Genomic DNA, 5,427 nt, shown 5'->3' with positions numbered 1-5,427 from the left:
CATCCTGAGTTTTAATCTGACTGGCTATTTGATCTACCAGTTTTTCGTTGATTTCAACGCTCATTGTTATTCTCCATTTTGGAGTATTAACGACAAGCGTTTACACAATTTAAATTACATTCCCGTATTTTAGCGTCTCATTTTTAATTCGACATAAACCGTCTTTGCAAAAAAAACGGACCCTAAAGCCCGTGAGATAAGATTTTCTCTGCAAAATTCACAGTAGGTAAACTGTGCCCCAAGAAACATGGTTAAACCCCAACCATTTTGAAAACCGGAGCTTTATTCGAGCTTCGGTTGCTTTCTGACCCTTAAAATTTCCTCTTCGTCAATAAGGGAATCTTTCACCCACAATCGGTCTGCAATGATCATTGGATTTTGATTAATTCGAGCAGTAAATTCATTAACTGCCTGCAAAAGGGCTTCTGCTGTTGCATAGTAGTGATGATAGGTTACGTCTTCACGCAACCAGCGCCAAAGAGCCTCTACTGGCATAAAGTCCGGACTATAGGATGGCATTTGGATAATATTGATGTTCAGTCGTTTACCAGCTTCCTGTACTAATTTAGCCGTATGCCAGGAGGCACCGTCCCAGATAAGGTCAATCGCCCCCTCCGGCTTTTCCTGACGAATACGCTCAAGCACATTCACAGTATGCTCTTTGCGGCCACTCGGGTAAGGCCAGATCCTGACCTGACCATCATTAAAGTAGTAAATACCATAAAAGCTGATTTTGGCAGCCAGCCCCGGCGAATTGGAGCTAACCCAGAAGCGTTTACCCTTGCGAGACCAGCCATAACCTATATCAGTATCCTGATGAATATGAGCTTCATCAATATAAACCAGAAGACGCTCTTGCCGGGTCGCCTTCTCCAACAGTGGTTTCAGCTGCTCAAGAAATGCGGACCGTAAGGCCGAGTCGGCTTTGTTCAATAATTTTTTGGCTTTTTTCCATGAGTAACCCTGACGTTTCAAGACCTGTCTAAGAGTCTCACGACTGAAACGGACAGCAAACGTCTTGTAACACCAGTCTGCGAGCGTTTTCAGGGTCCACCTGACAAAATGCTGAGGGCGCTCCTGTGAAGCCGCCTGTTCAAGAGCAAGGTCTATAATCCCCGCAACCGCTCCACCGATCACTCGACAAAAGGGGGGTGGCCACCTGTACGCCGATACACCATAGAGCCCGGGCCATTGCGGTTGTATTTGTTAATCCATCCGGTCACCGTATCATGGCGACGCCCCAGCCCTTTGGCCACTGCAACGGGGGAACAGCCTTTGACCACCTGGTACAACGCAGAGAAACGTTCGCGGGTTCTGGCATGGGAAGCCTGAATAGATTGTGCCAGAAGGCATTCTGGAGTTTGTTCCCATTGTGTACAGAGAACTTTCAGCAAAAATTAGTACCGACAAAAATTACGGTATTTTACCGATGGACTCTTATCTGTCAGTTAGGATATAGCGAACTGAAACCTGTGCGAACTGTAAAAATACGGTTCTCAAGCTGGCTGGGGTTTAATTAGGAACAGCGCCTCTTCCGTGAGGACGGATGCATCCTATTGAAAACAGCCTGCAACTGAAATCGGTAGTAGCACCTAAAAAGGTGCGACTAAGACTTTGTGTTTGGACGGTTAACTATCGAAACGGCTGCTGATAGCGCTTTACAGCATTAGTAGCGATCTGATTAATCTGCCGATTCAGCCGGTCGAGCCTTTCCCGCTTGGTATGACGATCCATGATCCGGTCTTCCATCACTTTGCGGACTTCCCTGCGCAGCTTGCTGATCTCCCGGCTGGCCTTATTGAGCCCGGCCTTGTTTTTCAGTCTGGCACTGGCTGACTGTTCCAGTTCTTTAGCTCGCTGGGTTTCCCCGGTTTCCTGATAGTGCTTGATGGATGAAGCAATGGCATTCACGTCCTTGTTCACCTCATACAGCTCGTTGGTGTAACGGGTGCTGCCTTTGATGCGATCACCAAAGAACGAACCGACCACCGGGTAGTCCTGTTTGTTCCAGGCGGGCTTTTCCCCGGCACCGGTCAGATGTCGGGTAACCGCATCGGTCACCGCCAGGGTTCCTGTGGCAAAGGCATTGAAATAGCCTTTCAACAGATGCTCCAGTTTTTTCGGGGATCGCATCCAGTCCGGTGCGCCTTCAGGAATGAACTTCACCAGTTCCTTTAGCGTCTCGCTGGTGTACGGATCGTACTGTGCTTCCGGCTTCAGGTGCTGCAAGCTGATGGGCACAATATCCCGGTCACGGAAGCGGTCGCGGTTCTCACCCACTTCCCAGATCGGTTTGATAAACTGCGGTATGGGCGTGGATTCCAGATTGAACATCGCCATTCCCAAAGTCAGCATGGCATCCTTTGTCCACTTGGCATCCTCATGGCCCATCATGCCCTGCCACAGGAACTCCGGGATGGTGGCAAAGATATGCCCCACCTCAAACGGCTTGGGGATTCTAAAATGACCGTCTTCACCATCACCGATCCAGAAGTGGTGGTAAGCTACTTTTTCGTCGGTGCTGAGCTGTTGGTAACGCTCATCGTCTTCAAACAGTCGCACCAGCAGCCAGGAGGCATAGCCGTACATCAGCCCCCGCGTCAGCACTTCACCGGAAAAGGTGCTCCAGTGCAGTTCATCACCAGGCTTCACACCTCGCCACATGCGGTTCACTCCCTGAAGCAAACTGTTGGTGAACTGGATGGATTGGGTCAGGAACCGGACAACACCCCACTGGCCTTTGCGGGTAAAGTTCATCACATCCAGTGACTGATAGGCGGCTTCCGCCGTTGAACCACCGGCCTCTTTCACCCGTTCAAAGACGTGCAGCCGGTTGGAGTCCTCAAACCGTGCGCCAATGCTGTCCCAGAAGTCGATCAGTTTGCTGGGCGTGCTCAGGATACGTTTTTGTTCTGCTGGGGATAGCTTCTTACGGATATTGTTGTAGTTGCTCCGGTAGTGACCGCTGCTACTGCTGCCTCCCGCCATTTTCATCGCCCACAGGGAGTCATCGTCATCCAGTGACTTTCTGAAACCACGAATGGCACCGGCCAGCGGGTTCATGCCCACGACCTTGCCGTTCACCTCCGGGGCAATATGCACTGCCGTCGAGAGCGTATCCCGGGTCAGGTTTCGGAACCAGTAGGCAGGCATCGCCGTGACACCGCGTCGGACTATTTGGCTGGGAATGCCCACCAGTTTCATAAAGCCGCTGTGCAGCTCTGGCCCGATGTCCTGAATGGAGGCCAGCAGCAATGGATCATCCACCGCGTAGGTTTCCAGCTTGCCACCCCGCGAGACACTGGTGGTCCCTTTCAGGGTTTCGTATTTTGCCATCAGCGACTTCCAGCCGCGCATCTGCGCTGGGGTCAGGTCGGTACTGACGCCGATCCCCTGAAGGACGTCCTTCACATCGTCGTCGGTAACGGTAATGGCACTCTCTATTTTTTCCACGGCACCCAGTTGCAGGGCGTTGTCGATGACCCGTTGCTGTGCGATGTTTTTCAGGGCCGCATCGAGCATGGAACGGTTATTGCGCACCATCGCTTCCAGTGGCGCGATCTTTTCCACACCTCCTTTCAATCGTTGAATACCGGAGGTTTGTCCGCCGAGTCCTTTTTTAGGTCGAATAAACCGCTGGCTCTCTTCCTGGTATTCCAGGTCGTGTATTCGGTTGAACGGGATATAGTCGCCGGTAACGAACAGCTTGCGCTGTTCCCTGTCGAGGGTGCCGGCGGCCTCCATAAAGTCCAGCAGGTCACGGTTGTGCTGCTGGTAATCGTCCATCACCTGCTTGAACCGCTTCGCCAGTTCCGGCTGGGTATGCACCCAGTTCTGAATGATGTCGATCTTTTTCTGGTCGTACAGGTTTTCCCGGTTCTGCTGGCTCAGTTCCTTGCCCAGCTTCAGGTCTTTCTCCATCTGCCTGCGGTCACGATTCCAACCGGTACGACCACCGGGATATTCATCCGGTGCTACGGCATCCAGCGTTTCTTTCAGTGCCTGCCCCTGAGCCAGCAACTGATTGCCTTTGGCCCTGGCCGCCTTGTCTTCCTCCATAATTCGCTGCGCCCGGTGGCTGCCTTCGTAAACCTCCCAGATGGCCAGCTCATCACGCTCGGTGACTGGCTTCAGCAGTTCAAACAATCCCTTGCTGCCCGGCTTGATAACAATGCTGCCCTCTTTCAGCATCGGGGTGCCTTTATGGAAGGTGGCATCGGTCACGTTATCGAGATTGCGAGCCAGGTAAACGGCTTTACTGGCAGATACCGTGGCGTCCATCAGTTTGCCATCGTTCAGCAGCTTCTCCTGCTTTTCGATAATGGCGGCATCGGTGAAAACGCCCTGATTGACGTGCAGCAATCCGCGCTTGATATGCTCCTTCAGCGGTTTGGCTTCCCACCACTCCCGCAACCGGTCGTGCCACGCTTTCGGGGCAATGCCGCCGTGGATGTCGTTGATCACGGACTGCACATCGTCGGGGAGGTCTTTCAGGGAATAGCGGGGAACATTATCCTGTTTTGCTTTTTTATTATCTTTCAAAGCAAACAACGGCTGACCATCTTTCAGTACCGAATCCCGCATTTTGTCGGTGACAGTCACCGACCAGACTTTATCGGGCCTGGTGTCATAAGGGTACTGCGAGCCGTTGAAATGGATCTCGACAGGCTCCAGCGTTGCTCCCCACTTTTTGGTGTACTTCTTCATGTAGTTGGCCAGACGCTTGTCGTAGAACTCTCGCATCCCCCTGGCACCGTCGCCCATCAGTTCGTCCAGATTCTCCAGGGTAAAGTCGGCGCTGTGCTCCGCGAAGACCAGCCGGTCCAGATCCTGATCAGCCATGCCCTGTGTGTCGTAATAGAGCAGCGAACCGTCTGATGAATGCAGGGCCTCACCGTTGGTATCGCGGGTAAACCAGCGGTTCTGCTGATCGTCGTTATCCTGCTCGGTGGACCATCGACTGCGCTCTTCTTGCAGGGATTCATAGACGGAGTGGCTGTCCTCCCGTATTTTCGCTCCCAGACGATGACCCACATAAGCGTCCAGCCGCTCTTCCGCAATGTGCTCTCTGCGGTTGCTGCCGTTCCGGTTTTTGATCGTTAAGGTGACATGGGTCAGTCGGCCTTCGTGGGTAAACTGGGGGATACCTTCATCTGCTCTACCACCTGCCCAAGACTTGGATACCGTTCCACCTGCTGTGCGGCACTGCTCCAGGCGATCCGGTCAAAGCCGTTTTCGGCTGCGTGGCGGATCATCCGTTTCATCACCAGGTTGGGCCAGCTCTCTTTCAGGGGCGCATTATACCAATTTCATTTTCAAAATATGTCACGAATTCTGCGATTGCCTTTATACTTTAAATAGCCTGTTGTTCATCCCGTTAATGTCATGCCTAAAACTCCCGATTTTCCTGAAAACTTTCACGATGCA

General features: G+C 52.3%; 4 protein-coding genes. All 4 read right to left on the bottom strand.

Annotation, left to right across the window (positions count from 1 at the left end):
• Positions 1-282: 282 nt before the first annotated feature.
• Positions 283-1,137, bottom strand: a complete 855-nt coding sequence (locus AK963_RS24950; protein WP_066018097.1) for an IS630 family transposase — start codon at positions 1,135-1,137, stop codon at positions 283-285.
• Positions 1,134-1,394 (bottom strand): COG3415 family protein, encoded by a 261-nt coding sequence (locus AK963_RS32455; RefSeq protein WP_139117647.1) that lies wholly within the window; start codon positions 1,392-1,394, stop codon positions 1,134-1,136. Before AK963_RS32455 ends, AK963_RS24950 begins: the two co-directional genes overlap by 4 nt.
• 238 nt (positions 1,395-1,632) lie before the next feature.
• Positions 1,633-5,034 (bottom strand): LPD38 domain-containing protein, encoded by a 3,402-nt coding sequence (locus tag AK963_RS24945; protein WP_066018096.1) that lies wholly within the window; start codon positions 5,032-5,034, stop codon positions 1,633-1,635.
• A gap of 80 nt (positions 5,035-5,114) precedes the next feature.
• Positions 5,115-5,255, bottom strand: coding sequence for a hypothetical protein (locus tag AK963_RS33585; RefSeq protein WP_175404635.1), 141 nt, complete (start codon positions 5,253-5,255; stop codon positions 5,115-5,117).
• Positions 5,256-5,427: the final 172 nt, after the last annotated feature.

It is taken from the genome of Endozoicomonas atrinae (genome assembly GCF_001647025.1).
GTDB classification, from domain to species: domain Bacteria; phylum Pseudomonadota; class Gammaproteobacteria; order Pseudomonadales; family Endozoicomonadaceae; genus Endozoicomonas; species Endozoicomonas atrinae.
This window is presented reverse-complemented; position numbering and strand designations above follow the sequence as displayed.